Origin of the sequence: Saccharospirillum salsuginis (assembly GCF_014651855.1) — a bacterium.
Taxonomy (GTDB): Bacteria; Pseudomonadota; Gammaproteobacteria; order Pseudomonadales; family Natronospirillaceae; genus Saccharospirillum; species Saccharospirillum salsuginis.
This window is the reverse complement of record NZ_BMXR01000008.1, coordinates 1-25,232: the sequence shown is the minus strand read 5'-3', so window position 1 is coordinate 25,232 and position 25,232 is coordinate 1. Positions and strand designations below refer to the sequence as shown.

Genomic DNA, 25,232 nt, shown 5'->3' with positions numbered 1-25,232 from the left:
CGTGATCGGGCCCGCCCCGCCCCCGGATTGCATCTCTAACCATACCCGACATTAGAAACCCGAGGAGTCACGACGGATGAGCTATTTCTCCCTGGCGGTGGGTACCGCCACCCGCAACTCAGAAGGCAAGATTATCGAAGCCTGGTTTCCGCAACCTTTGCTGAATCCCGAAGACAGCCTGATCCAGGGCGTCGGCGAAGTCGTGAAATTGAACGGCGGCAATGAAGTGTTCGTGCTGGAAAACAGCCAGATGAACCCGCTCGCCGGCCAATTCAACGACGCCGGTCACACCCTGTCCGCCCAGTTCTGCCGTGCCGCCGAAAGCAGCCACCAGACCCTGGTGCTGGTCGCCCTGGAAACCGACAGCGCCCCGTCCTCGGTCGCCGAAGGCTTCCTCAAGTTGCAGCTGATCTCCCATCGCCTGATCAAGCCGCACGGCTGCTCGCTGGAAGGTCTGTTCGGTCTGCTGCACAACATCGCCTGGACCAACGAAGGCCCCATCGACCTGCCGGAACTGGCCGAACGTCGCATGGAAGCCCGCCTGAACGGCCGGGTGCTGGAAGTGAACTGTGTCGACAAGTTCCCGAAAATGGCCGACTACATCGTGCCGGAAGGCGTGCGCATCGCCGATACCGCCCGGGTGCGTCTGGGCGCGCACATCGGCAAGGGCACGACCGTCATGCACGAAGGTTTCGTCAACTTCAATGCCGGCACAGAGTCTGTGTCGATGGTTGAAGGCCGGATCACGGCCGGCGTTATGGTCGGCGAAGGGTCCGACGTCGGTGGCGGGTCATCCATCATGGGCACCCTCTCCGGTGGCGGCAAGGTCGTCGTCTCACTGGGCAAGAACTGCCTGCTGGGCGCCAACGCGGGTGTCGGCATTCCGCTGGGCGACGGTTGCACCGTCGAAGCCGGGCTCTACATTACCGCAGGCACCAAGGTGACCATGCTGGACGAGAAAAAGCAGCCGGTTAAGACGGTCAAGGCCCGGGAACTGGCGGGTCAGTCCAACCTGCTGTTCTGGCGCAACGCCGAGACCGGCCGTGTTGAGTGCCTGACCAACAAGAGCGCGATCGAACTGAACGAGGCATTGCACGCCAACAACTGATACTCCGGAGGCCGGTTTCCATTACCGTGCCTTTGGTTCGGTTCGTGCCTCCGCCCCGGTGCCTGGGTTGGCTTTTGTGCCAGTGGCCCTTGGTGCCTGGGTTGGCTCTCGTGCCGGGGTGGGGGTAGGCCTCCTCGGGGTCGCCGTGTATACGTCCATGTAGGCTAGACGGCAGCATCCCTGCTGCCCACTTCCCCGATGAAGCCTACCCCCACCCCGGCACTTACTGTTCAGCCCTCTACTCCAAAAACCTTCCCTACTCTACTCGAACCAGTACGTAGGTCGGATTAGGTCCGCAGGACCGTAATCCGACAAGACCGATCCCTGGCTGAAGGGTTTACCACGGCTCGCACATTGATCGTTGGATTACAGCCTTCGGTGCACCGAGGCGTCGGACTGATCCAATCTACTGTGTACTTTCAACTAGATCCGATGTGTTGTAATCCAATATTTGTTTGAGGTAATGGTTTGTACCTTGCCACGGTTGTGTTGTCGGATTACGCCTTTAGCTAATCCGACCTACTGGGTTTTGTGGTTACATTTGTCTTATTGGTGGGCCGTGCCCACCCTACGTAGTGATGCTAGGCGATATCTGGTTCGAGTAGAGGGGGAAGGGTTATGGTGTAGAGGTTTCAGCAGTGAGTGCCGGGGGTGGGGGGAGGCCTCATCGGGGAAGTCGGCAGCCATGGATGGCTGCCGTCTAGCCTACATGGATGTATTCACGGCGACCCCGAGGAGGCCTCCCCCCACCTCCGGTACGGGCCACTGGCAATCAATCCCACCCAGGCACCACAGATGAAGGCACCAAAGTATACGAGTGGCACAAAGCCTCCAGGACGCTAAACCGCCTCGGCCTGTCGTTCGTCGCAGATGAACAGGCGGACGTCCGACTGCGCCAGGATGTCCTCGATGGTCTTCGGTGGCGGCTGGTCGGTGAAGACGGCGTCGGCCTGGGTGATGCTGCCCAATCGAACCATGGCCCGGCGGCCGAATTTGCTGTTGTCCGCCGCCAGGAACACATGGCGGCTGTGTTCGATGATCGTCTGGGCCACCCGCACTTCCCGGTAATCGTAATCCAGCAGCGAGCCGTCCTCGTCGATGCCGCTGATGCCGATAATGCCGTAGTCCAGCTTGAACTGGCGGATGAAATCCAGCGTCGCCTCGCCGACGATGCCGCCATCCCGATTGCGCACCTCGCCACTGGCGATGATGACCCGGAAATCCTCTTTCGGGCTCATGATGGTCGCCACATGCAGGTTGTTGGTGACGATCTGCAGGCCGCGATGGTTCATCAGCGCGCGGGCGATGGTTTCGGTCGTGGTGCCGATGTTGATGAACAGGCTGGCGTGATCCGGAATCTGCTCGGCCACCTGGGCGGCGATGCGTTCCTTGGCCGCCTGGTTGAGGATCTGCCGGTCCTGGTAGGACAGGTTCTCGGTCGAATTCACCGGGCTGGCGCCACCGTGAAAGCGGGCGATCAGGCCTTCGTCGGACAGTAACGTCAGGTCGCGACGGATGGTCTGGGGCGTGACGTCGTAAGCATCGACCAGTTCGTCGATGGTGACATGGCCGGATTGTTCAACTCGGCGGACGATGGCCGCCTGTCTCGGGTTCAGAGGTTTATCCATGACGATCCAACAGTCTGTCGGGTTCGCCCCGATTAGGGGCGAACCCATCCTTCGATTGGGTTATTGGGACGAACCGGTCAGCGCCGAAACCTTGGCTTCGAGCGCCTGCAACTGATCGTTCAACGTGACCAGTCGGCGGTTGGTGTCCAGGCGGCTGGCATCGATGGCCTGAATGGTCTCGTTCAGTTCCTGCACCGTTGTATTCATGCTTTGAACGTTGGAGCGCATATCACCCTGCTCCTGTTGCAGGGTTTCCTGACCCAGGGTCAGAGAGATAAGCCGCTCTTCCAGTGAGGCCAGATCGATCGATGCCAGGTCTTCGTTGAGTGTGGTCAATTGCTGCTGGACGCTGGTCAGGGTCTCGGCGCGCTGGCTGGCACTTTCCTGTTGGCTGTCGAGCCGGCCGGCCAGGGTGTCCAGGGTCTGGCTCTGTTGATCCAGGCTGGAACTCAGGGCCGCCAACTGGTCGGTCTGGGCCTGCAGGTCGGTTTGCAGTTTTCCGATGGCCTGCTGGTTTTCCTCGATCCACTCGCGATTACGCTTGTTGGAGACGTCCCACAGCTTGCGAATTTCCGACATCTGCATGTCGGTCTCCGACTTGATGGCCCGGAACTGGGCGTTGATGGCGGTCTCGTTCATGGCGACCGATTCGCCGGTCTCGTTCATCGACCGTTCCAGCGAGGAGATCCGATCGTCCGCCAATTGCAGGCGCTCCTCATAGGAGGCCAGCATCTGGTTCTGGCTATAGGCCATCAGGCCGACCCCCACCAGGGCCGCGAACAAAACCAGCAAGGCGACCCACACCAGCGGGCCGGCACCACCGCGCCGCGCCGGCGGTGTGGGCTTGTCGCCCGAACCGGAGCCCGTTGGTTTCGATTCCTGGCCGGAGCCCTTGCGCGTACGGATTTCGTCCCGGTCCGGGACCATGCGGGGCAATTCATTGACTGGCTTGGAATCCGCCATGGTAACAACCTGTTCCTGAAATGAGCGTGCAGCCATTATAGGGAGCCTCCTGCCCGGGACAAGCGCTGCGGCCAACCCTGTGACGTGGTGAACCACTTTCACCCACGGGCCGTAGTGCAGGATCGGAAAGAGAGTATCGCACCCCCGGCCCTTGAAACACCGTCACACTGACCTGATCATAAGCAGTTGAGCGAGCGGCCGCGCCTGCTCGGTCGTTCACAAGAAATTAATAACCCATCCGTGAGGGAGAGAACCATGGCTTTTGAACTGCCTGATTTACCGTATCCGAAGAACGCACTGGAACCGCACATTTCCCAGGAAACCCTGGAATATCACCACGGCAAGCACCACAACACCTATGTGACCAAGCTGAACGGCCTGATCCCGGGTACCGAATTCGAAGGCAAGAGCCTGGAAGACATCATCAAATCGTCTTCCGGCGGCGTCTTCAACAACGCGGCTCAGATCTGGAACCACACCTTCTACTGGCACAGCCTGAGCCCGAACGGCGGCGGTGAGCCGACCGGCGCACTGGCCGACGCGATCAACGCCAAGTGGGGCTCCGTTGAAGCGTTCCAGAAAGAATTCGACGAAAAAGCCGCCGGCAACTTCGGCTCCGGCTGGACCTGGCTGGTCAAGAACGCCGACGGTTCACTGGACATCGTCAACACCAGCAACGCCGGCACCCCGATCACCGAGGGCAAGACCCCGCTGCTGACCGTCGACGTGTGGGAACACGCCTACTACATCGACTACCGCAACTCTCGCCCGAACTACCTGGCCGCTTTCTGGAAGCTGGTCAACTGGGAGTTCGCCGCCGAGAACTTCAGCAAGTAAGCCAGCTGCCACACCGGAGCCGGCCAGCCGACTCCAACCGAAAGGGGCCTTCGGGCCCCTTTTTGCGTCTGTGGCCACCATCAGCGGTTTTTACCCCCATCGAGGGGCATTTTGTATTAGACTAATCGAAAGTATCGATACATCTGGCCGTACCCTCCATGATCAAACGCATTCCAGTCACCAGCCTCCGGGTCGGTATGTACATCTCCGACCTGAATACCGACTGGATTCCCCATTACAACTACAGCCGCAAGGGCAAGATCGGCTCGGAAGCCGTTATCGAGAAGATTCGCGATCTGGGGGTGAGCGAGCTCTACATTGACACCGCCAGAGGACTGGATTCCCCCGACGGTATTCCGCTCGAGGAAATCGACCGGCTGAACGAAGCGGCCCTCCAGAAGGTCGGAGCGCAAACCCACTACAACCGGCCCCGGGTCGAACTGGAGATCGAGCGCCATCGTGCCGGGGACCTGCACGACGAAGCCAAGCAGTTGATCGATACCGTCATGGGCGATGTCAAACTGGGCCGCTCCATCGATGTCGATTCAGTCAACGACGTCGCCGACAACCTGCTCGAATCCGTGCTGCGCAACCACAACGCCCTGTCCAGCCTGGGCCGTATCCGCCACAAAGACGCCTACCTGATGGAGCATTCGGTCAATCTGGCCGTGCTGATGTCCGTTTACGGGCGTTACCGTCAATTCGAGCGGACCACCCTGCACGACATCATGGTCGGCGCCCTGCTGCACGACATTGGCAAGATCAAGATTCCCGACGACGTACTGCACAAACCCGGACGCCTGAACGATCGGGAATTCGAGATCATCAAACGCCACGCCCTGTTCAGTGAAGAGATCCTCAAGACCACGCCCGGCATTTCCCCGCTGACCGTCTGCGTCGCGGCCCAGCACCATGAAAAAATCGACGGTTCGGGGTATCCGCACGGTCTCAAGGGTAACGAGATTTCCGAATACGGCAAGATGACGGCCATCGTCGACGTCTATGACGCCATCACATCGGACCGTGTCTACCATCGCGGCATCCCGCCCACGGCCGCGATGAAAAAACTGCTGGAATGGACCGAACACCACCTGGACCGGCGCCTGGTCGAAACCTTCATCAAATGCATGGGCATCTACCCGGTCGGCTCTCTGGTTGAACTGGAAAGCGGCCTGATGGGCGTGGTGGTCGAAATCAACGAACACAGCCAACTGGCCCCCACGGTGCGCCTGTTCTACAACCGCAAGCTGCGCCAACCGGTATCGCTGCGACTGGTCGACCTGTCCAAACCCGGTAACCAGGACCGCATCGTTCACGCCCTCGACCCAATCAAGGAAAAGGTCGACATCAACGCCTTGATGTAGATCAATCGGCAAGCCGCTCCCGTCCTTACAATCCGGGCTTTTGCACCCGACCCGGATAACCGCCATGACCGCACAACCCGAACTGCTCTCCCCCGCCGGCACGCTGCGCAACATGCGCTACGCCCTCGCCTACGGCGCCGACGCCGTCTACGCCGGCCAGCCCCGATACAGCCTGCGCGTGCGCGAGAACGACTTCAAAGCCGACAACCTGGCCATCGGCATTGACGAGGCCCATGCGCTCGGCCGTAAATTCTACCTCGCCAGCAACATCGCCCCGCACAACGCCAAAGTAAAGACCTACCTTCGGGACCTGGAACCGGTCGTCGACATGGGCCCGGACGCCCTGATCATGTCCGACCCCGGCCTGATCATGCTGGTGCGCGAGCGCTGGCCCGACCTGCCCGTTCACCTCTCCGTCCAGGCCAACGCCGTCAACTGGGCCAGCGTCCGTTTCTGGCAGCGCCAGGGCATCGAACGCGTCATCCTGTCGCGGGAACTCTCACTCGACGAAATCGAGGAAATCCGCCAGCGGGTCCCGGACATGGAACTCGAAGTCTTCGTCCACGGCGCCCTGTGCATGGCCTACTCCGGCCGCTGCCTGTTGTCCGGCTACATCAACCACCGCGACCCCAACCAGGGCACCTGCACCAACGCCTGCCGCTGGTCCTACCAAGCCCACCCCGCCACCACCGACGCCACCGGCGACCTCATCCCCGTCGCCAGCGGTCACTGGACCCCGGACAGCCCCGCCGAACCCACCCTCGGCCAGGGCGCCCCCACCGACAACCTCTTCCTGCTCGAAGACCCCGGCCGACCCGGCCAACTGATGCCCGCCTGGGAAGACGAACACGGCACCTACATCATGAACTCCAAAGACCTGCGCGCCATCGAACACATCGACCGTCTCGTGCGCATGGGCATCACCTCGCTCAAGATCGAAGGCCGCACCAAATCCCACTACTACGCCGCCCGCACCGCCCAGGTCTACCGCCGCGCCATCGACGACGCCATCGCCGGTCACCCCTTCAACCCCGACCTCATGCACCAGCTCGACCACCTCGCCAACCGCGGCTACACCGAAGGCTTCTACCGCCGCCACACCCACGACGCCTACCAGAACTACGACCAGGGCCGAGCCACCTCCGACCAACAGCAATTCGTCGCCGAAGCGATCGGCACCGACGACCAACGCATCCACCTGCGCGCCAAGAACAAATTCCGGGTCGGGGACCGGGTTGAGTGGATGTCGCCACGCGGTAACCGGAGCTATGCGCTGGACGACATTCGGTTGGTCAAAAACGGAAAGAACATCGAGGAAGTTCCCGGGTCGGACTATGAGGTGAGCATTCCGTTGCCCGAGGGAGTGGATGAGGGCGATGTGGAGTTCGGGTTGCTGATGCGGTATTTGGTGTAGGGCAGAAGAGCCCGAAGGGCGTTATCTGCCGTTTGGGTTGTGCCGGTGGGATGACCACTGCCGAAGTCACACCCCACCGGCAGATAACGCCCTTCGGGCTCTTCTGCCCTACGAATGAGCGTTAAGGTCGGCCCAGTTGCGCATCGATCCGGTCGATGATCACGATCAGTTCCCCAACCGGCTCCTGCGACTGCGCGAAATACTCCTCCGCGTACGGCTTCACCAGCGCCCCGGATGGCAGTTCCCGACCCGCCTCCAGCAACGCCCTCAATCGCTGCAGGTAAACCCACTGCAACCACTCCGGCAGGCTCAGCGTATCCACCGCGAACGGCTGCGTGCTGGCCAGCGCTTCCCGCGACGGCGGCACGTCACTCCAGTGATCGAGCCTGCGCAGCTCGGCTTCCAGTTCGTCCAGTAAATTCCAAAGTTCAGACAACGGTTAACAACTCCAATTAATAACAACAAGGTATGAATCGGGTATTCGACCCTCGATGGACAGGGGCGGATGGCTGGGATGCCCATGCGAGGATGTCTGAGGCATGGATGCCGAAGCCAAGCCCCCATGGATGGGTTTACGGCGACCTCGCATGGGTATCCCCGCCAGCCGGCCCGGATTCCCGGCACCAAACCCAGACTAACCACAAAACGCATTGTAACCACCGAAACGGCCACTGTCAGGAAACCACCCCCCGATTTGGTGTACACTCTGGCGCCCAGACGAAACCCAGCACCACCCAGGATCCACCATGACCCAAGCCAAAAGCCTGGCCGAATTCCTCGACCACAGTGGCGCCCGCTACCGCGTCTTCGACCTCGGCAGCCAACTGCGCAAAGTCGGCAAAGACGACTGGCAACGCTTCAACGCCGGCGAAGCCTACCCCTATCCGCACCTCGGCCACGCCTGGCTCGTCCTGCTGATGTGGAACCCCGACGACACCGACCAGCACTCCATCTGGTTCATGAAACTGCCGCTGGACGAACAGGCCGGCCTGCCCGTCGCCGTCCTCACCGACGTCCTCAACCGCATTCACAAAGCGCTCGCCACCCGGGACCCCAAGGAACGCCAGCGCCTGCTGACCGACCACCCCTACCAGTTCACCCCCGGCCCCGGCAAAATGGCCGCCCTGCACGCCCGCGCCAGCCGCCTGCTCGGTGCCGCGCACAGCGAACACCACGGCCCAGCCCGGGACTACCTGCTGCAGTCCAGCACGACCGACGACTGGCAAAGCCTCGGCCTCCAGGGCATCGCCGACGTGCTCGAACGCATGAACGACAGCGACGCCCGAGCCCTGGCCAAACGCCTGCCCGAGTTGCCGCCAGAGCCCCGAATCGCAGTACTGGAAGCGCTCGAGCACCATACGCCGGCCTTACCGCTGGTCGAAGGGATCATCAAACAGGCGAACGAACACCAGGATCCCGCTCTGGATACCGCCGCCTTGCGGGCCCTGTCCCAGTCCGACGCCACCGGCCTGGTGCGCGAATTCACCGCCACCGCCTTGAACCGACACCCGGACCACCTCGACCTGGTGCTGGTCGTATTGACCCGCCATCCCGGCCTGCTGGAAGACACCGACTTGAGCCTGGTCGCGCTCGACCGACTGGCGCATCTGGCCGACCAGGACGGCTTCAATCGCGTCGTTCAGGGATTGGCCCTGCAGCCCCGATTGTCCGGCCTGGTCCTGAAGGTTCTGCGCCACCCGAACCGGTCCGAACAACTGGCCCGTGCCATCGGTGGGCTGATCGATGCGTCCAGGAGCGTTCAATGACAAACCCATGCCCCTGCGGCCGCGATGCCGACTACGACCAGTGCTGCGGCCGCTACATCGATACCGGCGCCCCGGCGCCGGACCCGGAAACCCTGATGCGCAGCCGCTACACCGCCTTCACGCTGCGCAAGCACCCCTATCTGATCAAAACCTGGCACCCCAAGACCTGCCCCGACCTGCAACCCGGCGACCTGGAGGGGACACAATGGCAGGGATTGGAGGTATTGCGCAGCAAGACCGGGTTCAAGAAAGGCTATGTCGAGTTCAAGGCCCGGTACGTGGACGACGGCGAAGCCCGGGAACTGCACGAGATTTCCCGGTTCCAGAAGATCAAGAACCGCTGGTATTACCAGGATGAACTGGAGCAGTGGCCGGGCGAGGCATGAGCGTTAGGCGCCCTTCTCCATCAACTTGGACGGGTCGGTGACCCGTTCGAACCCGTATTGTTCGTACAGACCATGCGCATCCCGCGTCGCCAGCATGAAACGGCGCAGCCCCCGCAGCCGGTCATCCGCCACCACGGCTTCCACCAACCGCTTGCCCAGCCCCCGCCCCTGGCATTCCGGCAGGATAAAGACATCGGCGAGATAGGCGAAACTGCTCTGGTCGGTCACCACACGGGCAAAACCGATCTGGCGGTCATCCTCGAACAGCCCCCAGCACAACGAATGCTCGATCGCCGTCGCCACTTTCTCGCGACTGATACCCGGGCTCCAGTAGGATTTCGTGAGGTAGCCGTAGATGACGTCCAGGTCGAGGCGGGATTTGTCGGTGGTGATGTCCAGGGGCATGGGGGGAGCGTCCTTGGTTGAGCATGGCCGCCGGATATTACCATGATGGTTGTTTCGTAGGGCAGAAGAGCCTAAGGCGACATCTGCCGAGAGGGCGAAGCCCTCTTCCGGACTCCAATCACCAATCCAAGACGGGCTTCGCCCGCCACGGCAGATATCGCCTCCGGCTCTTCTGCCCTACAACGCCCGGGCAATGGCCTTGCGAATCACCGACAATCGCTCCTGCTCAAACCACGGATTCCGCTTGAACCAGGCGATGTTCCTCGGGCTCGGATGCGGCATCGGATAGATCCCCCGCGCCGAATCCATTCCGTCCCGAACCGCCTCGGTCAAGCTGCCGAACCGGCCGGCCAGGTGCCAGTCCATCGCGTATTGACCGATCACCAGGGTCACTTCGATGTTCGGCATCGCATCCAGGATGCGTTGACGCCAGGTTGGTGCGCAGTCGGTACAGGGAGGACGGTCGCCGGATTTTCCCTTGCCGGGATAACAGAAGCCCATCGGCACGATGGCGATGCGGCGGGAATCATAGAAGGTCGCCTCGTCCACGCCCATCCAGTCACGCAAGCGCTTACCACTGGCGTCCGCGAATGGTTTACCGGCCTCATGCGCGCGAACGCCCGGTGCCTGGCCGGCGACCAGGATGCAGGCGTCGGGATGAATCTGCAGGATAGGCCGGGGTTCGTACGGGAGTTGCTCCCGGCACAGGGTGCAGGCGAGTACTTCCCGGTGCAGTTTCTGGAAGGTGTCTGAAGTCACGATGGGTTCGGTCAACGGTTGAATCCGGGTCATGATGCATTCGGTCATTGACCTGAGTCAAAGTTACATCCCGAATGATGGTTATACTGCGCGCCATGCACTTTCATCTTGTGCTACCGGTCAGTCCGGACGGCCCGATCCTGGTGTGACTGAGCCCATGCCCGGATCGGACTGTCGGTTCTCTCCCTACGCCCAGAAGGACTGACCGGCTTTTTTAACGTCTAATTCCACCTCTCAAAGGCCGCTCTTTGTGGCAATGGTCCGCATCGGCCGCCGGGGAAGCTCCTGTGGGGTCGGCGTGAATCCATCCCTGGAGCCTAGACCGCAGCATCCATGCTACAGACTCCCCCACAGGAACATCCCCGGCACCCGCTGCTTTCAAGCTCAGCTTACACGACTACTTCGCCAATTTTATGGGCCTAAACAGGTTCCCCACTAGCTGATCTTCAGCATCCTCACCAGTTGAGGCGTGTCACCTTCGTCCACCAAATCCCTCAAGGTGTACTGATCGAGCGTCTTCAAAAACGCCGCCCGTGCCTCGGCCAATATCCCCTTCAACCCGCATATCGGTGTAATCCGGCATTCGTTGTTCGCGGCGAAACACTCGACCAGGTTCATGTCCTGCTCGGTTTCGCGGAAGACGACGCCGATGTTGATGTCCGCCGGGTCGCGTTGCAGCCTCAGCCCGCCGTTCTTGCCGCGAATGGTCTCGATGTAGCCCAGCCGGTTCAACTGGTGCACCACCTTCATCAGATGGCTCTTGGAGATGTCGTAGCTGTCGGCGATTTCCTGGATGGTGGTCAATCGCCCCGGGTCCGCCGAGAGGAAGATCAGCACGCGCAGCGCGTAATCCGAATAACGGGTAATGTGCATGGTCTGTACTCGAACATTCATCTGGTATCTCGGTTCAGTTTATCAGCCCCCGGCGGATTGCGCCACGAGCGTCCTCTGTCGACCGGAGTATGAATTTTTTCGAGTCGACCACCCCGCCGTTTCACCTTGATCCAGCTCAAGAAAACATCGGCCGGATACACCTTTTTCAGTATCGACTATTAACATTCATATAAAATAGATGTTTAATAGTACCCGCTAACGGCATTCGCATACGACCTTCACACACAAGGAGTCCACCATGGCCCACTACCGCCGACTCTGGCTCATCCTCATCCTCATCCTGGGGGTGACCTTTTCCCTGCTGGGTTACTACGGTACCGAGGTGTACCGCAAGGCCCCGCCCATTCCGGATCGCGTTGTTTCCGCTTCCGGCGACGTTCTGATGACCGAGGACAGCATTCTCGATGGCCAGACCGCCTGGCAGTCCATGGGCGGCATGCAGGTCGGCTCGATCTGGGGCCACGGTGCCTACCAGGCGCCGGACTGGACCGCCGACTGGCTGCACCGTGAACTGCTCGCCTGGCTGGATCTGGCGGCGCAGGACAAACACGGTCTGCCGTACGATGAACTGGACGGGCAACAGCAAAATGCCCTCCAGTACGACCTGAAAACCGCGTACCGCACCAACACTTTCAATGCGGAAACCGGCGAGCTCACGCTGGGCGACCGTCGCATCGAAGCCATCGAACAGGTGGCGACCTATTACGACCGCCTGTTCAGCGACGACCCGGAATACCGTCAAACGCGCGAACACTACGCGATGAAGGAAGACACCCTGCCGAGCGCTGAGCGTCGCGCGCAAATGGCTCAGTTCTTTTTCTGGACCGCCTGGGCCGCCGCAACCGAACGCGGTGAAGGCGAAGCGACCTACACCAACAACTGGCCGCACGAACCCCTGATCGACAACCGCCCGACCGGTGAGAACATCATGTGGTCGGTCATCAGCGTCGTTCTGTTGATCGCCGGTGTCGGCGGGCTGGTCTGGGGCTGGGCTTTTCTGCGTCGTGAGGACGAAGAAGAGGTCGAAGCACCGGTTCGCGATCCTTTGACCACGTTCAGTATCACCCCGTCCCAGCGCGCTCTGGGCAAGTACCTGCTGCTGGTGGTCGGTCTGTTCACGGTCCAGGTCATGCTCGGCGGGCTGACCGCTCACTACACTGTCGAAGGACAGGGTTTCTACGGCTACGAGTTGTCCAAGTGGCTGCCCTACTCGCTGGCGCGCACCTGGCACATTCAGGCGGCGATGTTCTGGATCGCCACCGGCTTTCTGGCCGCCGGCCTGTTCCTGGCGCCGATCATCAACGGCGGCAAGGACCCGAAATTCCAGAAAATCGGGGTCGACTTCCTGTTCTGGGCGCTGGTCGCCGTGGTCGCGGGCACCTTCATCGGCAGCTTCTTCGCCATCGCCCAGATCATGCCGCCGGAGTGGAGCTTCTGGCTTGGTCATCAGGGTTATGAATACGTCGACCTCGGTCGCCTCTGGCAAATCGGCAAATTCGTCGGCATCGTCTTCTGGCTGGTGTTGATGCTGCGCGGCATCGTCCCGGCTTTGCGTCAGCCCGGCGACAAGCACCTGCTCGCGCTGCTGACCGCGTCCGTCGTCGCCATTGGCCTGTTCTACGGCGCCGGTTTCTTCTACGGCGAGCGCACGCACATCTCGATCATGGAATACTGGCGCTGGTGGATCGTTCACCTCTGGGTGGAAGGCTTCTTCGAGGTGTTCGCGACCACCGCCCTGGCCTTCATCTTCTGCAGCATGGGTCTGGTGTCCCGCCTGGTCGCCACCTCGGCCAGTCTGGCCTCGGCCTCGCTGTTCATGCTCGGCGGCGTGCCCGGCACTTTCCACCACCTCTACTTCTCCGGCACCACCACACCGGTGATGGCTGTGGGCGCCTCCTTCAGCGCACTCGAAGTGGTGCCGCTGGTCGTGCTCGGCTACGAAGCCTGGGAGAACTGGCGCCTGAAGAACCGCGCTCCCTGGATGGATAACGTCAAATGGCCGCTGATCTTCTTCGTCGCCGTCTCCTTCTGGAACATGCTCGGTGCCGGTGTCCTCGGCTTCATGATCAATCCGCCGGTGTCGCTCTACTACATTCAGGGCCTGAACACCACGGCCACCCATGCCCACGCGGCCCTGTTCGGTGTGTATGGATTCCTGGCACTCGGCTTTGTCCTGCTGATCCTGCGCTACATCCGCCCCGGCCTGGTATTCGACGACAAACTGATGAAAACGGCTTTCTGGTGGCTCAACGGCGGCCTGGTGCTGATGCTGTTCACCAGCCTGTTGCCGGTCGGCCTGATCCAGTTCGCCGCCAGCGCCAGTAAAGGCATGTGGTATGCCCGCTCCGAAGCCATGCTGCAGTCCGACATCCTGGTCACGCTGCGCTGGGTGCGCACCTTCGGTGACGTCGTCTTCATCGTCGGCGCCCTGGCCGTCACCTGGCAGGTGGTCAAGGGCATCTTCCTGCCCAATGTCCAGCCGGCCGACGATCTGTCCGGAGAGGTCGTCGGTAAAACGCTCTGACCCCGATTTCAGGAGACGGTTTCGACCGTCTCTTGAATTCTCCTGAAACACCACCCATTGTGTTTTACAATACCCGACTAAATTAGTCGGGTATTCAACCCATCATCGGCCGCAGGCACGAGAGCGAGTATGGACGTCAATATTCACCTTTCCGATCCGGCACGGGACTTCCTGCTGGAATTGTTGAACAAACAAAAAGTGGACGGCATCGCGGCCCGTTTGTTCGTGACCCATCCGGGCACGCGCATGGCGGAGACCTGCCTGGCCTACAGTCGTCCCGGCGAGGAGAAAGAGACCGACAAGCGCCTGCAATTCGGCGATCTGGTGCTCTATCTGGAAAAGCGCAGCCTGCCCTACCTGGACGAACTGGAAATCGACCTGGCCGAGGAACGCATGGGCAAGCAGTTGACCATCAAGGCGCCCAATGCCAAGAAGCCGCAAACCAGCTCCGACGAGCACAAGGTGTTGCAGCGGGACTGTCGCGGCCAGCAGGTTCCTTCCGGCGACCCGGTGGTGATACCGGCCGGTACCGAAGTGCGCGTCACCCAGGCACTCGGCGGCAGCTACACGGTGTTGTATCAGGGCAATCTGGTGCGCGTGGAAGGCAAAGACGCCGCCGCGCTGGGGCTGGCGAACAACGAACTGCAGTTCGAACCACCGGCCGACGGCTCGATCAGCGAAGACCAGGTCTGGGAAGCGATGGCGACCGTGTTCGACCCGGAAATCCCGGTGAACATCGTCAGTCTGGGGCTGGTGTATAAAATGGAAATCGACCAGTCGCGCAAGCACGTCGATGTCGACATGACGCTGACCGCGCCCGGCTGTGGCATGGGTCAGGTATTGGTCGACGATGTGAAATACAAGCTGTCCATGGTGCCGCACGTCGAGACCACCGATGTGGATCTCGTATTCGATCCGCCCTGGCGACAGGACATGATGAGCGAGGAAGCCCGCCTGGAAACCGGCCTGTTTTTCTAACGTACGTCAGCACACAACGGTAGGGCGGAAGAGGCGCAGCCGACATCCGCCATTTACCGCCTCCGCCAGAAAGCCAGCAATTCATCCGCCGGCAACGGCCGACTGTACAAATACCCCTGACTCATATCGCATCCCTGCTCCTTCAGGAAGGCCGCCTGGGCTTCCGTTTCCACGCCTTCGGCCACCACCTTCATGCGCAGGCTGTGCGCCAGCGCGATCACGGCCGAGACAATGGTGGTGTCGTCCTCGTCGGTCCCGATGTCCGACACGAACGACTGATCGATTTTCAACACCTCGATGGGCAGTCGTTTCAGGTAATTGAGACTGGAATAACCGGTCCCGAAATCATCCACGGCCAGGCCGACACCGAGTTTTTTCAGGGCGGATAACAATGGCGCCGTCCCGTCGACATCCTGCATCAGGGTGGTCTCTGTGATCTCCAGTTCCAACAGGTCGGCGGGCAGCCCCGACCGGCCAATCAGTTGCTCGATGCGGGCCAGGACATTGCCACTGGCAAACTCCCGGGCGGAGACGTTGACGGCGATCGGTACCAACGCCTGCCCCAGTTTTTTCCAGGCCGACAACTGACGAACCGCTTCTTCCAGTACCCAGGTGTCGATGCGGACGATCAATCCGGTCGACTCCGCCAGGGGGATGAACTCGGCCGGGCTCACCCAGCCACGTCGGGGGTGATGCCAACGGATCAGCGCCTCCATGCCGACCATGCGGCCGCTGACCGTATCGAGCTTGGGTTGGTAGTACAGCTCGAAGGATTCGCGCTCCACGGCCTCGCGCAGATCGTTCTCGAGCTCCAGCTCCTCCCGCACGGCCGCGTTCATACCGCTGGCATAGAATCGGAAGGTATTGCGACCCGCCGTCTTGGCGCTGTACATGGCGGCGTCGGCGAAGGCGAGCAATTCGTCCTGGTCGGCACCGTCATTCGGATAGAGGCTGATGCCGATACTGCTGCTGATGTACAGCGTCTGGCCGAAGATTTCGAACGGCGGCTCCAGCGTGACCAGAATTTTCTCGGCGACGTATTGGGCGGTGTTCGCCTCGAGCTGTGTGGCCAGAATGACGAATTCATCCCCGCCCAGCCGGGAAACCAGATCCTGCTCCCGAAGACAGCTTTGCAACCGTTTGGCGACCTGGCGCAGCAGTTCATCGCCCGAGCTGTGCCCCAGACTGTCGTTGATGACCTTGAACCGGTCGAGATCGAGAAACAGGACGGCGACTTCCTTGCGGTCCCGATCGGCCGCCTGCATGGCCCGGCCCAGCGCGCTGTCGAGGTAGGACCGGTTGGGAATCCGGGTCAAGGCATCGTGAGTGGCTTGGTATTTGAGCTGATGCTCCGCCTGCTTGTTCTTCGTCACGTCGTGCAGGATGCCCACCTGGTGCGTCACTTCCCCATGGTCGCCTTGCAAGGGCGACAGAAAGAGTTCGATCCAGAAGGGCTGGCCCTCGTGATCGACGCCGTTCAGCAGTGTCAGGCCGTCCCGCCCCGCTTGAATCGCTTTTTGAACTTCGAACAACGTCGGGTTGTCGGTAAGGGGTTTCTGGTCGGGAGACTCGAACACACAGGGCAGTCCGAGCGCCGATTGATCCGTCATGCCGGTAATGCGTTCGAAGGCGGGATTAACGTAAGTGATCGGGCAACGGGGTTCGCGCATATCGACCATGAACACACCGTTGATGCTGGACTCCAGCGCATGGTGGGCCAATGCACGTTGATCCTCGGCGCGCCGGGTACTCTGTTGTTCGACGAAAAAATAGGTGTCGAGTGCCAGTGTGATGTCGAACTGAATCAATTTGTAGAAGGTTGCGATGCTGGCGAGCACCGCGTCACGGTCACCCTGGCAGCGATTCCAGATCTCCGGCAGCGTATGCTCGAACACAAAGCTGAAGGCACCCAGATACCACTTGGGTTCCAGCTCGATTTGCCGGTGTATCCACCCGACGCGCAATCTCCCCTGGATATAATCGCGGCTGAAGGTCGCCGTGCCCAGAGCCTTGAAATAATCACGATGCGCCTCGTTCAAGCGGTTCAGATTGTCGACGTCGAGCAGCTTGTCCTTGGTTTCCCGGAATCGGAACAAATGGCCGTAGAATTCCGGTTCATTTCGGATCCAGGCGGAGTCCAGGGCGGACTCAATAACATCGCGCGCGTTGAGGTCGGACTCGGTGATGCGCAGGAACGCCAGTCGTTCCTCGATTTCCGTCGGTGTCAGGCCCATCGCCTGCATCAATGCGTCCAGGCGTTCTCGGTCAAACTGCATTCAGGCGGCTCCAAATATGACCCATCCGCCTGCGGGAAGGAAGCGAATGGCCTTAAAGTCGTACACCGGGGTTCGTACTCTTCCCTCCGTACAGAACGGCCATGAACAACCAGACCGTCAATCCGGCGTACGCGGTTGACCAGGCGGCCACGGACACGCGCAGCCAATCGGCCCGGGGCAGCAACCAGTGGACGTCCGCCGCGCAACGGCTCAGTGTGGCGACCGCGAGACAGAGGGTGATCAACACCAGACCGACCGGCGGTGGCGGCACACCCAGGGTGCGTCGCAATACGACCCGGGCCATCATCCCGGTGGACAGGGTGCCGAGCGCACCGACGGTGATCATGTGCAAGATCGCCGTAGACGGCCAATGCAGCAGGCGGGTCACGCCGAACATCAATAAGCCGAGACCCAGCCAACCATATCCCACACCCAAGCATAGCAGATCGGTCCGCCCCCACAGCGAACCCAATCGCCAGCGGGCGAGGCGCACCAGCACCAGGATGCCGGCGATCGCCACCACTACACCCACCAGTTCCGGCCGGACCCAGGGCTGCACCAGGGCGGCACCGCCCAGCAACACAATCAAGGCGCCTTCGAGGCGTGGCTGAACCCGCGCCTGGAGGTCGCGGCCACGCTCCTGATGGGCGCCGGCGGCGGCCGGAGCAATGGCCCGGCCGCCCATATAGACCATCAACAGGGCGAACAACAGCAAACTGCTGCCCGCAAGCCGGTTGTGCTGTGCCCAGACACCGGACAACTGGGCCGCGACGACGGCGATCAGGGGCAACAGGCCCAGCATCACCATCAAGGGCACCAGCATGCGGTTGCGCCACTTTTTGGCGACCCGTAACTTGGGCACCAGCCGCCACAACAGCGCCAGCACGAACACGGCCTGACACGCCAGCGACCACCAGGAAAACGGAAACCACAGGTGGGTGACCCGACTCGCACCCCAACCGACCAGTAAAATGGTCATAAAGGACCGTTTCTGCACTCCGAGCAGATAGCCGGCCACCAACCCGAGGCCAATGCCGAAGAACATCTCGTAGGCGTGACCGGTGCGATCGGCCAGACCCGGCAGGCCGTCGGGATAGACGAAACTGTAGAGCGTCAGCGGCATGATCAACGCCGCGTAGGCACTGACCAGTGGAAAGAACCACAAGGCCGCTCGATGGGTTGAAGACCAGTGGGGTGACAAATAAAAATGCAGCATGGGTTAACGAAACCTGACGTTGATCAAATCGATACCGGGACGGAATGACTACACTTGCCCGGACAAGCTTAGCTCTTTTATTATAGCGGCCAATTGATTCATTTTATATGAATCTTTATAGCACTGTCAGATTTCCATCACACCAACGCACAGGCTCCACCATGACCACCTTCGACCTCACTTCGTTCGACGACTTCCTGAACCTGGCCCAGCGCCAGGACGAGCCCCAGCGCCTGTTGCTGGTCTTCACCCGGCCGGAACTGCCCAATGGTCACACCGCCGAACAGGCGGACCGCTTTGCCCTGGGCGAAGGCGGACACCTGGCACCGGTCGTCTGCGTCGATAAAGACCCGCGGGAACTGAAGAGCTTCACCGCCCTGGCGGCCGAATCCCGGCAAATCGAACAGGATTGGGCTGTGCTGTTCGCGGCGGCCCTGATCGGGCAAGGCGATGAACCACCGACCGACGAACAAACCGACCAGGCACTGGATCAGATGGTAGAGGCGATACGCACCGGTCGGGTATCCAACTTTCTGGTATTTGATCACCAGGGGCAGGTGTTGTCGCTGGAATCCAGCGGTTAACCGGACGTACCGGCATCTCTCCGGCCTGCGGGCTCATGGACCCGCAGGCCGGCGGGATGCCGGCTCTTGCGGAGGCGTTATCCGGCCGCTTTCCGTTTGGCCTGCAACCGGTCCGCGAATTGACGCAGGGTGGGCGATACGGCATCCGGCTCCAACATGGCCTCGATCAGCACAAAACTGCCGCGTGCCTGATCGGCCTCTTTCAGCGCCGCCTTGAAGTCCCGGCGGGTCGCCACCCGCAGTCCCAACCCTCCGAGTTCATCGGCGAGGCCGGCGTAGTGCCAATCGCCCAACTCACTGCACCGGCTGTTCGGCTGGAACACGCGGATCATCTCCCAACGCCGGTTGTTGAACAGCACGACGATGGGGTCCAGCCCGAGACGGGGGCAGTTGCCCAACTCCCAACCGGTCATCTGAAAAGCGCCGTCGCCCACCAGGATGATGGGGCGCTGGCCAGTGGTGAGTTGAACGCCGATGCCCGCCGGAACGCCAAACCCCATGGAGGCGTAGTATCCCGGTGCCACCATGGGCGTATGGGTGATGTCCAGGCTGGTGAACAGGCAATCGCCGATGTCCGAAGCCAGCGGAATGGGTTCGCGGCTTTCCGCCAGGAATTCGTTGATACCGAGCGCGATGTCACGGGGAGTCAGAGGTTGATCGTCCGCTTCCCACTGCGGCGTCTCCGGTGGCTCGGGTCGTGCCCTCGCGGCGGTTTCGGGCAGTCGATCCAGCAGGGCCTGGACCAGGGCGCCGATCGGCACATTGTGGTAGCTGTGATACCCGAGATCGACCTGGCGATTCGAAACCAGCATCGCCTTGCGTACGTCGAAACGGCGGCCGCTGGGTCCGAAATTACTGTCCGACAGAATGGCGCCCAGCAGCAGGGGAGCGTCCGATTCCTCCACCAGCTGGGCCAGGGCCGGGTCGCCCGCCTCGCCCAGATAGGTCCCCAAAACCGGTACGGGCGTCTCCGCGAGCAGCCCGCGGCCCATCAGGGTGGTGACCACCGGAGTGTTCAGCCGGTGCGCCAGCTCGGCGACTTCCGCCTCCAGACTGTAACGTCGGATCTCGACATCCACCACCAGCACCGGCGATTCGGCCGACTGCAAACGTTGCAGCACCTCTTCGGCACAGGCGTTCACCGCGTCCGCCTCGAAGGGCACCGGCCCGCGCAGTGTCACCGGCTCGCAGGGCTCGGTCGCCATGTCGCGCGGCAGCTCCAGCAGCACCGGCTGGGAATAGGTCTCGCATGAGCGGATCAGGCGGGCGATGATCTCCGGGGCGTCTTCGGCCCGGGTTATGCGAGCCTGGTCACAGGTGATTTCCGCGAAGATCCGGTATTGCGAATCCAGCGTTTTCGCCTGGTGATGCAGCAGAAAGCCACTGCCCCGTTCGGCTTCCGACGGGCAGCCGGCGATGACGAACAACGGCGATCGTTCGGCGTAGGCGCCGGCCACGGCATTGACCAGATTCAGAGCGCCGGCACCGTAGGTGACGGCCACGGCGGCAGGTTTGCAGGACATGCGCGCGGACGCGTCGGCCGCGAAACCGATGCCGGGCTCGTGACTGAGCGTCACCAGCGGCAGAATGTCGGATTGCTCAACCTGTTCGAAGAACGGCAGAATGAAGTCGCCCGGTATGCCATAAAGGTGGCGGGCGCCGGCATCCTTGAGAGCCGAAAGTAAGACTTCACCAAGGCGCATCGATGGAAACCTCCTGTTAGGGGATGCCGCCAGTGTCCGCCATTCGCGTCAAACCGGTTTGATGCAAATCAATAAGACGCGAGGCCGAGCGGTGTTTTATTGATCTGGCTCAGCCCGGCTACCCCGCCAGAGAGCGCACCTGCCCGCATACCTCGATCACCGCCTGGCGGATTCCGCCGCTCAACTCCTCCGGATAGGCCAGCCCGATCTGAATATCCGCCTGAAAATCGGACAGCGGACGCAATGCCATATCCAGGCGGCTCCGGGTTTCCGGCCAGTCCGGTACCAGGGCCAGGCCCACGCCGGCCGCGACCAGGGCCAGGCTGTACTCGATGGTGCGCAGGTGGGCGCGGGGCTGCACGGTGATGGTCTGCCGATGCAGCGCCTGGCGCAGTGATTCGGTGGCCTCGCAGTGCTCGCGCAGCACGAACGGCTGATCTTCCAGGTCCACCAGCGTCACCCTCTCCTTCAATGACAACGGATGGCCCGCCGGCAGCGCCAACCGGTAGCGGTCGGTCCAGATCGGCTCGAAGGATTCGTGCGACTGGCGCATTCCCGCTGTGACAATACGGGCGTCACAGCCTTCCTCCGGGTTCACCAGGGTCAGCTCCAGGTTCTCGATACGCCCCATCAACCGCTTCAGCCAATCGCTCATCCGCTCCGCACCAAGCGAGCGCATCAACCCCAGCCGCAACGGCTGGGGACGTTCGCTGCGGTGGAAACTGCGCACGATGGCCTCGCTGTCCGCCACCAGATGAGCCGCCAGCGGATACAGACGCTGGCCGGCATCCGTCGGTCGCACGCCCTTTGTGTGCCGTTCGAACAACGGAGTGCCCAGTTCATCTTCCAACTGGGCAATGGCCGCCGAGATCGACGGCTGGGCAACAAAACAACGCCTTGAGGCGGCACTGACCGACCCGGTTTCATACGCGGCCAGAAAATACCGAAGGACTCGCAACTCCATAGTTAATTCCGATAGCCGTTAGCAGAAAACTATATTACGGCTTTATCGGGTTCGGGGATAGGATGACGAGGATACAGACCCTCACCCCTAACCACCATCAGGCCAGCACATGACCGACACCCTTTACCACACGCTTCGTCAACGCCTGACGGAAGGCCCGCTCCCCACCGTACCGACCGGCACCGCCGAGGCCGCCGGCCTGTCCGCAAGCGCCCTGATCGAGCTTTTCGAGAGCCAGGTGCACAGCCGTCTGCTCGACCTGCACGCCCGCCACTTGCAAAGCCGGGGCGACGCCTACTACACCATCGGCAGCAGTGGCCACGAGGGCACGGCCGCCATCGCCCGGGCGCTGCGTGTGACCGACCCGGCCTTTTTGCATTACCGCGATGCCGCCTTCTTTATCCAGCGCGGCAAGGCCCATCCGGGCGAAACCCCGACCTGGGACATGCTGCTCAGCTTTATGGCCTCCACCCGCGACCCCATCGCTGGCGGCCGCCACAAGGTGCTCGGCTCCAAACGCCTGAACGTCCCGCCGCAGACCAGCACCATCGCCTCCCACCTGCCCAAGGCCGTCGGTACGGCCCACAGCCTGGGCTTGTGGCGGCGACTGCAGGGCCAGGGAGAATGGCCGAACGACAGCGTGGTGCTGTGCAGTTTCGGCGACGCCTCGTTGAACCATTCCACCGCCCAGGGTGCGATCAACGCCGCCGGCTGGACCGCCTACCAACATCTGCCGATGCCGATCATCTTTCTGTGCGAGGACAACGGCCTGGGCATCTCCACCCCCACGCCCGACGGCTGGGTCGGCGCCTCGATGCGACACCGCGCCGGTCTCCACTACCTGAGCTGCAACGGTCTGGATCTGGTCGATACTTGGACAACCGCCCTGCAAGCCGAACGCATCGCCCGCGGGCGTCGCCAGCCGGTGTTTCTGCACATGAGCTGCGTCCGGCTGTACGGTCACGCGGGTTCGGACGCGGAACAGGCCTACCTGAGCCCGGCCCGGATCGACGCCATGCACGAACAGGATCCGCTGGCCCACAGCGCCGCCCGGGTGCTGCGCGACACCCACCTCGGCCGGGCGGATCTCGGCCAACTGCTGGACCGACAACGCGAACGCATCGCCGCCTGCGCGGAACAGGCGTGTCGCGCGCCGCGCCTGCGCGATCCGAACGAGGTGGTGCGCGCCATCGTGCCGCCAACGCGCCCCGGTCGTCGGCGAAACTTGGTGGAACACCCCGCCCCGGACCCGACCCCGCAACCGATGGCCCGCCTGATCAACCAGAGCCTGACCCGGTTGATGGCCGATCACCCGCACCTGGCACTCGCCGGGGAAGACATCGGCCGCAAGGGCGGCGTATACGGTGTCACCCAGAAACTGCAGCAACGCTTTGGCCGCCACCGGGTCATCGACACCCTGCTCGATGAACAAAGCATCCTCGGGCTCGGCATCGGCTTGGCCCAGAACGGCCTGATTCCCATCGTGGAAATCCAGTTTCTCGCCTACCTGCACAACGCCGAGGACCAGTTGCGCGGCGAGGCCGCGACCCTGCCCTTCTTCAGCAACGGCCAATTCAGCAACCCCATGGTGGTGCGCATCGCCGGCCTCGGTTATCAAAAAGGGTTCGGCGGTCACTTCCACAACGACAACGCCCTGGCCGTGTTGCGTGATATCCCCGGATTGCTGGTCGCCTGCCCGAGCGACGGCGTCGGCGCGGTCGGTCTTCTGCAGGAAGCGGTGCGCCTGGCGGACGAGGAGCAACGGGTGGTCGTGCTGGTCGAACCCATCGCCCGCTACCACGCCCGCGATCGGATCCACGACGGCGACCAGGCCGCCTGCCAACCGGACCCCGGTCCGGATTACCGCATACCGCACGGCCAATTCCGACGCTGCCGCGAAGGCCGGGACATTGCCATCGTCACCTACGGCAACGGCGTAACGCTGAGCCTGCAAGCCGCCGCCATACTGGAACGGGACGGCATCAAGGCACGGGTCATCGACTTGTGCTGGTTGACGGACATCGACCACAACGCGCTGTTCGACGCCATCGATGACTGCGACCACCTACTCATTGTCGATGAATGCCGTCCGCGCGGCTCGGTCAGCGAAGAACTGGTTACCGAGTTCACCGCCCGGGGCTTCGACGGCCATCGGCTCGACCGGGTCACCGCCCGCGACAGCTTTATCGCCCTCGGTGAGGCCGCCACCAGCACGCTGCCCAGTGTCGACGACATCCTGGTCCACGCCCGATCCCTGATCGAAGGCCGGCCCCATTCCGAAACCGACATCACCGACATCGACGAGGAGATCGCACCCCATGCCCACGGCTAAAGAACGCGCCGTTGTCATTTGCCCGGGACGCGGCACCTACAACGCCACCGAATGGGGTTACCTAGGCAACCGCCATTCGGACAAAGCGGACTTGTTCCGCACCTTCGACGACTACCGTCGCAACCAGGGTCAACCCACGCTGACCGAACTGGACAGCGAGCTGCCCTACAGCCTGAAGACACACAGCCGGGGCGACCATGCGTCGCCACTGATCTACGCCTGCGCCTATGCCGACTTCTTGGACATCGACCGGGAGCGGTACGACATCGTCGCCGTTACCGGCAATTCCATGGGCTGGTACATCGGCCTGGCTGTCGCCGGCGCCCTCTCGTCAACGGACGGCATGCACCTGGTCAACACCATGGGATCTTTGATGCATGAACATCGGATCGGCGGGCAACTGTTGATTCCCTGGGTCGACGACAACTGGCAACCGGATTGGGAAAAACGCCGCACCTACCTGAAACTCGCCGAAGACATCACCGCGAGCCGACAAGGCTTGGCCTACCTGTCCATCGACCTCGGCGGCATGCTCGTCTTCGGGGCCGATCGACCGGGTATAACCGCACTGGAGAAAGCACTTCCCAAAAGCGACCGCTTTCCGATGCGCCTGCACAATCACGCCGCATTTCATACACCGCTGCAACAACCGGTGCGGGACATCGCCCGCCAAACTCTGGGACCGGAACCGTTTCAACGACCTGTGATTCCATTGGTGGATGGACGGGGACATATCTGGACGCCCTGGAGTACCGATACCGAAGCGCTGTGGGATTACACGCTCGGACATCAACTGACCGAACCCTATGACTTTACCAGGGCGGTGGACGTGACGGTGAAGGAGTTCGCACCGGACGCGGTATTTGTACTGGGCCCGGGCAATACTTTGTTCGGCGCAGTGGCCCAGAGTTTGATATTGAGTGGGTGGGACGGTGTTGAAACAAAAGGCCAGGTTAAACAACTGGCAAACCGATTAATCCACTCATTGGGATCGACCCGGTAAATCATATTTCGTTCACAGTCGTAGGGTGGGCAATGAGGCTGTGAAAGTATCCCTTCTTTAAGGTTAAAATCACGGCTTGCTATTCAAAAGGAGCTTTCCAGTGCCTGCCCGCCGCTACAAAACCGGCC

General features: G+C 61.8%; 21 protein-coding genes. 11 read left to right on the top strand and 10 right to left on the bottom strand.

Annotation, left to right across the window (positions count from 1 at the left end; translation table 11 throughout):
- Window positions 1-76 precede the first annotated feature (76 nt).
- On the top strand, window positions 77-1,108 hold the full coding sequence (gene dapD / locus IE111_RS15615; protein ID WP_189610428.1) for a 2,3,4,5-tetrahydropyridine-2,6-dicarboxylate N-succinyltransferase: 1,032 nt from the start codon (window positions 77-79) through the stop codon (window positions 1,106-1,108).
- Between the two features lie 839 nt (window positions 1,109-1,947).
- Here the strand turns inward: dapD and IE111_RS15610 are convergent.
- Together IE111_RS15610 and IE111_RS15605 are read right to left on the bottom strand one after the other, a co-directional pair.
- Entirely contained in the window at window positions 1,948-2,736 is a 789-nt protein-coding gene (locus IE111_RS15610; protein ID WP_189610426.1) for a DeoR/GlpR family transcriptional regulator, read from the bottom strand.
- A gap of 60 nt (window positions 2,737-2,796) precedes the next feature.
- Window positions 2,797-3,735, bottom strand: a complete 939-nt coding sequence (locus tag IE111_RS15605; protein WP_189610424.1) for a hypothetical protein — start codon at window positions 3,733-3,735, stop codon at window positions 2,797-2,799.
- A gap of 219 nt (window positions 3,736-3,954) precedes the next feature.
- Between IE111_RS15605 and IE111_RS15600 the strand changes: the two genes are divergently transcribed.
- The 3 genes from IE111_RS15600 to trhP all read left to right on the top strand — a co-directional run bounded on the left by IE111_RS15600 (window position 3,955) and on the right by trhP (window position 7,314).
- A complete protein-coding gene (locus IE111_RS15600; RefSeq protein WP_189610422.1) occupies window positions 3,955-4,536 on the top strand; it encodes a superoxide dismutase in 582 nt (193 codons plus the stop codon).
- Between the two features lie 158 nt (window positions 4,537-4,694).
- Window positions 4,695-5,900, top strand: a complete 1,206-nt coding sequence (locus tag IE111_RS15595) for an HD-GYP domain-containing protein (protein WP_189610420.1) — start codon at window positions 4,695-4,697, stop codon at window positions 5,898-5,900.
- A gap of 64 nt (window positions 5,901-5,964) precedes the next feature.
- Window positions 5,965-7,314, top strand: a complete 1,350-nt coding sequence (trhP, locus tag IE111_RS15590; protein ID WP_189610417.1) for a prephenate-dependent tRNA uridine(34) hydroxylase TrhP — start codon at window positions 5,965-5,967, stop codon at window positions 7,312-7,314.
- 121 nt (window positions 7,315-7,435) lie between these two features.
- Here the strand turns inward: trhP and IE111_RS15585 are convergent, their stop codons facing one another.
- Window positions 7,436-7,750 carry a YqcC family protein gene (locus IE111_RS15585; protein ID WP_189610416.1) on the bottom strand — a complete coding sequence of 105 codons (315 nt, stop codon included), beginning with the start codon at window positions 7,748-7,750 and terminating at the stop codon, window positions 7,436-7,438.
- 310 nt (window positions 7,751-8,060) lie between these two features.
- Here IE111_RS15585 and IE111_RS15580 point away from each other — a divergent pair, with 310 nt between their 5' ends.
- Both IE111_RS15580 and IE111_RS15575 read left to right on the top strand, forming a co-directional pair.
- Window positions 8,061-9,080: a DUF3549 family protein gene (locus tag IE111_RS15580; RefSeq protein ID WP_189610413.1), complete on the top strand. Its 1,020-nt coding sequence runs from the start codon at window positions 8,061-8,063 to the stop codon at window positions 9,078-9,080.
- Window positions 9,077-9,466, top strand: coding sequence for a YchJ family protein (locus IE111_RS15575; protein WP_189610411.1), 390 nt, complete (start codon window positions 9,077-9,079; stop codon window positions 9,464-9,466). Before IE111_RS15580 ends, IE111_RS15575 begins: the two co-directional genes overlap by 4 nt.
- Window positions 9,467-9,469: 3 nt before the next feature.
- Here the strand turns inward: IE111_RS15575 and IE111_RS15570 are convergent, their stop codons facing one another.
- The 3 genes from IE111_RS15570 to IE111_RS15560 all read right to left on the bottom strand — a co-directional run bounded on the left by IE111_RS15570 (window position 9,470) and on the right by IE111_RS15560 (window position 11,524).
- Entirely contained in the window at window positions 9,470-9,871 is a 402-nt protein-coding gene (locus IE111_RS15570; protein ID WP_189610409.1) for a GNAT family N-acetyltransferase, read from the bottom strand.
- Between the two features lie 177 nt (window positions 9,872-10,048).
- Window positions 10,049-10,663: a uracil-DNA glycosylase family protein gene (locus tag IE111_RS15565; protein ID WP_189610407.1), complete on the bottom strand. Its 615-nt coding sequence runs from the start codon at window positions 10,661-10,663 to the stop codon at window positions 10,049-10,051.
- 402 nt (window positions 10,664-11,065) lie between these two features.
- On the bottom strand, window positions 11,066-11,524 hold the full coding sequence (locus tag IE111_RS15560) for an Rrf2 family transcriptional regulator (protein ID WP_308427547.1): 459 nt from the start codon (window positions 11,522-11,524) through the stop codon (window positions 11,066-11,068).
- A gap of 238 nt (window positions 11,525-11,762) precedes the next feature.
- Between IE111_RS15560 and IE111_RS15555 the strand changes: the two genes are divergently transcribed.
- Both IE111_RS15555 and sufT read left to right on the top strand, forming a co-directional pair.
- The gene (locus tag IE111_RS15555; protein ID WP_189610404.1) at window positions 11,763-14,048 is read left to right on the top strand and encodes a nitric-oxide reductase large subunit; all 2,286 of its coding nucleotides are present in this window, start codon (window positions 11,763-11,765) and stop codon (window positions 14,046-14,048) included.
- Between the two features lie 129 nt (window positions 14,049-14,177).
- Window positions 14,178-15,026, top strand: coding sequence for a putative Fe-S cluster assembly protein SufT (gene sufT, locus IE111_RS24735; protein WP_189610402.1), 849 nt, complete (start codon window positions 14,178-14,180; stop codon window positions 15,024-15,026).
- A gap of 53 nt (window positions 15,027-15,079) precedes the next feature.
- On the opposite strand, the gene IE111_RS15545 is transcribed toward sufT, so the two are convergent.
- Complete coding sequence (locus IE111_RS15545) at window positions 15,080-17,302, bottom strand: putative bifunctional diguanylate cyclase/phosphodiesterase (RefSeq protein ID WP_189610399.1); 2,223 nt, start codon at window positions 17,300-17,302, stop codon at window positions 15,080-15,082.
- 52 nt (window positions 17,303-17,354) lie between these two features.
- Window positions 17,355-18,518 (bottom strand): NnrS family protein, encoded by a 1,164-nt coding sequence (locus IE111_RS15540; RefSeq protein ID WP_189610397.1) that lies wholly within the window; start codon window positions 18,516-18,518, stop codon window positions 17,355-17,357.
- A gap of 161 nt (window positions 18,519-18,679) precedes the next feature.
- On the opposite strand from IE111_RS15540, the gene IE111_RS15535 reads away from it, so the two are divergent.
- Window positions 18,680-19,102 (top strand): ribonucleotide reductase subunit alpha, encoded by a 423-nt coding sequence (locus IE111_RS15535; RefSeq protein WP_189610396.1) that lies wholly within the window; start codon window positions 18,680-18,682, stop codon window positions 19,100-19,102.
- A 77-nt stretch (window positions 19,103-19,179) separates the two neighbouring features.
- On the opposite strand, the gene ipdC is transcribed toward IE111_RS15535, so the two are convergent.
- Window positions 19,180-20,805, bottom strand: a complete 1,626-nt coding sequence (gene ipdC / locus IE111_RS15530) for an indolepyruvate/phenylpyruvate decarboxylase (protein ID WP_189610394.1) — start codon at window positions 20,803-20,805, stop codon at window positions 19,180-19,182.
- A 118-nt stretch (window positions 20,806-20,923) separates the two neighbouring features.
- The gene (locus IE111_RS15525) at window positions 20,924-21,769 is read right to left on the bottom strand and encodes a LysR family transcriptional regulator (RefSeq protein WP_189610392.1); all 846 of its coding nucleotides are present in this window, start codon (window positions 21,767-21,769) and stop codon (window positions 20,924-20,926) included.
- 109 nt (window positions 21,770-21,878) lie between these two features.
- On the opposite strand from IE111_RS15525, the gene IE111_RS15520 reads away from it, so the two are divergent.
- A complete protein-coding gene (locus IE111_RS15520; protein ID WP_189610390.1) occupies window positions 21,879-24,101 on the top strand; it encodes a thiamine pyrophosphate-dependent enzyme in 2,223 nt (740 codons plus the stop codon).
- A complete protein-coding gene (locus IE111_RS15515) occupies window positions 24,088-25,104 on the top strand; it encodes an ACP S-malonyltransferase (protein ID WP_189610388.1) in 1,017 nt (338 codons plus the stop codon). Before IE111_RS15520 ends, IE111_RS15515 begins: the two co-directional genes overlap by 14 nt.
- Window positions 25,105-25,232 lie beyond the last annotated feature (128 nt).